General features: G+C 61.0%; 2 protein-coding genes. Both read right to left on the bottom strand.

The genetic code is table 11. The annotated features are described in order from the left end of the window. Window positions 1–645 precede the first annotated feature (645 nt). The gene (locus tag BV106_RS19470) at window positions 646–2,130 is read right to left on the bottom strand and encodes a DUF1501 domain-containing protein (protein ID WP_038167374.1); all 1,485 of its coding nucleotides are present in this window, start codon (window positions 2,128–2,130) and stop codon (window positions 646–648) included. A gap of 42 nt (window positions 2,131–2,172) precedes the next feature. Continuing rightward, window positions 2,173–4,766: DUF1549 and DUF1553 domain-containing protein (locus tag BV106_RS19465; protein WP_038167372.1), on the bottom strand; the 2,594-nt coding region annotated here is incomplete at its 5' end.

The following is a 4,766-nucleotide window of genomic DNA, read 5'->3' as shown; positions in this document are numbered from 1 at the left end:
ACAGCGGGGCCGTCGTGAAAGGATAACGAGACATCTCAAGACCAAGCCGCCCCGGGGTTATAGAGCGACCGCTCTGGTTGCCTCATAAGAACGTTCGCTGTCACGCAACAGCCACCAAAACCCGACTGCCTCCAAGGAGCGGCGGTTTGTGCTTGCACAACCGCCGATGGTGACCGGAGGAGATGACGGACCAAGCATCCCACACATCACCCATGTTCACGCGCCAAGAACTTAAATCGTCCACGCAGCATCCGTCTCCGCCCTGCCCACACTGCCACGATAGACACTCCATCACCTAAACCAATCAAGCCATCCGAACCCGGAGGGTTCACCATGAATAGCCACGGGTCGACCGAGCGAAGCGAGGGCTACCCGTGGATGTCGTCCATTCGCATGCTACCGCGGAGCGGTAGGCCCATCGTCTTGCGAAACCCTGACGACATTCCCACGATTAGACCGGCAGATTTCTTGGCCGCCTCATGCCTACCGCTCCGCGGTAGAATTCCCAGCGCAGGATTCCATGGGTAGTCCTCGCTCCACTCGGCCGCCCCATGGCTACGCATGGCGAACCCTCCGGGTTCATGAGATAACGCACCACAAGAACCAAGAACCAAGAACCAAGAACCAAGAACCAAGAACCAAGAACTACACCCTCAGCACCTCCTTCACCACCTTGCCATGCACGTCCGTCAGCCGGTAATCCCGCCCCTGGAACCTGAAGGTCAGACGCGTGTGATCCACGCCCATCAAGTGTAAGATCGTCGCATTGAGGTCATGCACATGCACGGGATCAGAGACGATGTTGTAGCAATAGTCGTCCGTCTCTCCCAGGCTCATGCCACCTTTCACCCCGGCACCGGCCATGAAGACCGTGAAGCAGCGCGGATGATGATCACGACCGTAGGTCGTCTCAGTCAGAGCTCCTTGGGAATAAATGGTGCGCCCAAACTCCCCTCCCCAGACAATGAGCGTGTCCTCCAGCAGTCCCCGAGCCTTCAGATCTTTGATCAGCGCCGCCGTAGGCTGGTCGGTGTCGTAGCACTGCCCCTGCATGGCCTTGGGCAGACCACCATGATGGTCCCAGCCCATGTGGAATAGCTGGATGCAACGCACATCCCGCTCGGCCAACCGACGCGCGAGCAGGCAGTTTGCCGCGTAGGTGCCAGGTTTGGTCACCTCTGGTCCATAGGCCTCCAGCACCTGCTTGGGCTCCTTGGAAATATCCAGCAGGTCCGGCACACTGGTCTGCATGCGGAACGCCATCTCGTACTGGGCGATGCGGGTCTGCGTCTCGGGATCGCCGAACTGCGCAAAGTCCTGTCCATTGAGCGCCGCCAGTTCATCAAGCTGCTGACGCCGGATTGACCGCCCCACTCCGGAGGGGTTCGAGAGGTACAACACGGCATCCCCCTTGTTGCGGAATTTCACCCCCTGATGCTGGGTGGGCACGAAGCCACTTCCCCACAGGCGGTCATACAACGGCTGGTCATCGCGGCGGCCGGTGCCAAAGGAGGTCAGCACCACATAGGCCGGCATATCTTGATTGTTGCTGCCAAGACCATAGCTCAGCCAGGATCCAATACTGGGCCGCCCCGCCAGCTGGGAACCCGTCTGGCAGAAAGTGATGGCGGGATCATGGTTGATCGCCTCCGTATGCATGGATTTGATGAAACAGAGATCGTCAGCAATCCCGGAAAGATGCGGCATGAGCTCACTGATCCAGGCCCCGCTCTGCCCATGCTGGGCAAACTTGAAGATGGAGGGTGCCACTGGGAACGATTTCTGCCCCGAGGTCATCGTGGTAAGCCGCTGCCCTTGGCGAATGGATTCAGGCAGATTCTCACCACGCCGTTTCTCCATCTGTGGCTTGGGGTCAAACAAGTCCATCTGGGAAGGTGCCCCGGACTGGAAGAGGTAGATCACCCGCTTGGCCTTCGCAGGGAAATTGGGAAAGCCTGGAAGGCCCGGCCCGCCCGAGGGAGCCACCGTCATGCCCCCTGCCGCGGCATTGGCCGCCCGACCGTCCCCCGCAAAGAGCGAGGCCAGAGCCGCACCGCCCATCGCGGTGGCGCTGCGCCCCAGGAAAATGCGGCGGTTTAACAGGTCCTGATAGGGAAAACCGGTGTTCATGGTTCTAGGCAATAGAAAGAGGGTTGAGGAGGCATTCCAGGATCAGTCCCGCGTGACCACGCGATCCAGGTTCAGCAGCACCGCTGCCGTGGTGGTGTAGGCGGCCAGTTCCGTCGCATCCAGCGCGGGATCGGCTTTCTTGGCCCCCTGCGACAGCAAACTGACGGCTTCATCCCGATGTTCTTTGAAATGAGCGAGGCGGTCGTTGAAGCCCTTGAGCAGTGTCTGCAGCGCCATGGTATCCAGTTCCCGTGCGGTGGCACGCCGGTAGCCATAGCGGATCCGCTCCTCCGGAGTGCTGCCGTGTCCCATCATCTGGGTGGCCAGGCCGCGGGAGGCCTCGACATAGGTCACTTCATTGAGCAGGGCCAGCGCCTGCAGCGGTGTATTGGTGCGACTGCGCTTCACGGTGCAGATCTCCCGCGTGGGAGCATCGAACAGCAACATGGAAGGCGGCGCTGCGGTGCGTTTCCAGATCGTGTAGAGACTGCGCCGGTAGAGCCCCTCTCCCGCATCCTCCTTGTAGCCGCGCAGGTCGCCGTACTTGCTGGTCTCATCCCACACACCATCTGGCATATAAGGCTTCACACTGGGACCACCCACCTTCGGCACCAGCAAGCCAGAGACTGCTAGGGCCTGATCCCGGATCACTTCGCCGCCCAAACGGAAGCGCGGACCACGAGCGAGCAGGCGGTTGTCCGGATCGCGCTCAATCAACTCCTTCGTCTGCCGGGAAGACTGCTGGTAGGTGGAGCTCATGACCATGAGCTTCTGCATGGCCTTCATGTCCCATTTCTCACGCAGGAACTCTGTGGCCAGCCAGTCCAGCAACTCCGGATGAGAGGGCCACTCCGACTGCGAGCCCAGGTCCTCCGTGGTCTTGCACAGGCCAAAACCGAAGAACCGCTCCCACGCACGGTTCACCCACACGCGGGCCGTGAGCGGGTTCGATGGATCAACAATCCATTTCGCCAGGCCCAGGCGGTTCACCGGCGCTCCCGCAGGTATGGGGGGAAGCACTGCCGGAGTGGCCATGGTCACCTTGGCCCTGGGTTTGTCATACTCCCCACGCTCCAGGATGAAGGCATCCCGAGGCTGGGCCATCTCCTGCATCACCATGACGTTGGGCAGTTGTTTCTCCAGTTCAGTCAGCGCCTTCTGAGCGACAGCGAGTTCGCGATCCGCCCTGCGCAAAGGATGATCCACTGCGGAGCGCACATATTTTTCCAAGGCCGCTTTTTGCTCCGGCGTCCGTTTGGCCAACGGGGTCGCCAGCACCAGCTTTGCGGCGGCCATTTCCGAGGCACCGCCCACGTTCAACGCAGTGGCCGACTGGGAGGAAGTGGCGAGACGGAACCGACCGATGTTGTGCGAGTTCAGGGCATTGTGGGAAAGCGTGATCGTGACTCTTGCTCCCGGTGCGATGGGCTGGTCCAAGACGAACATGGCCTTGCGCGGCTCCTTCTTCACATGCCCCTCCACCGCCCAGCCCTTGCCCACCTGACGCTTTTTCTTCGCCGTGGCCAGCTGGCCAATGTCCCAGTCCTTTTGAGAGTAATCAGCCACCGCCTTCACCAGCTTGGCCTGCACGGGATTGCCACCGGTCTCCGGGCTCGCCACATCCACGTCAAATCCACCCAGCACAAAGTTGCCATTGGCGGCCCGGCCCAGGCTTTGATTGGGCAGGCTCGCATCAGGGAAGCACTCCAGAAGGAAACCCGTGACCGGCGCCTCTCCTGCCTTAAGGGTGATCACATAGACGTCCTTGGCGGGGTTCTTCCCACTGGCGAGAAAGCTGCCATCGGTCTGGCGGGTCAGCGTGGCTCCGCCCTGGGACTGCACAGACTCAGGTTCCACGGGGTGCCACATAGCCACAGACTCGGCCGATTCCTTCACCGCCTGTGCCTCCCATTGGGAAACCAGTTGCGGAAGCGTCTTCGCCTCGGCGGCCACATGGGCTTCTGCTGCCTTCACGGCCGCTTTCAGCTGCGCCAGCAGAATCTCCTGATCCGGACTGGGCACATCGACGATGGGCGGCGCATTGCCTCCACTCCGGTTGGACGTCCCCTGAATGGTGCCCCGCTCCGGCACGTTGTTGAAGAAGGCGAACATCGAGTAGAAGTCCTTCTGCGTTATGGGATCGAACTTGTGATCGTGACACCGGCAGCAGTGGAAGGTGAGCGCCAGCCAGGTGGAGCCCATGGTCTCGACCCGGTCAATATTGTTTTCGATCCGCCATTCCTCATCGATGATCCCGCCCTCGCCGTTCAAACGGTGGTTGCGATTGAACCCGGTGGCCACCACCTGATCCCGGGTTGGATTGGGCAGCAGGTCACCGGCAATCTGCTGCACGGTAAACTGGTCGAATGGCAGATTGGTATTGAAGGCGCGGATCACCCAGTCCCGCCAGGGCCACATCTGCCGGCTGCTGTCCGTCTGAAAGCCGTGACTGTCCGCGTAGCGCGCAAAGTCCAGCCACTGCCGGGCCATAAGTTCCCCGTACTGGTCGGAGGCAAGAAGGCGGTCCACCACGTGCTCATACGCCTGTGGAGAGCTGTCTTTGAGAAAGGCCTCCACATCCGCCACCGTTGGAGGCAGCCCGGTGAGGTCCAGGGTGACACGACGGATCAGTGTGG

Source organism: Verrucomicrobium sp. BvORR106, assembly GCF_000739655.1.
Classification (GTDB): Bacteria; Verrucomicrobiota; Verrucomicrobiia; order Verrucomicrobiales; family Verrucomicrobiaceae; genus Verrucomicrobium.
Note: the sequence above shows the minus strand (reverse complement) of the source record. Positions and strands in the feature narration are given on the sequence as shown.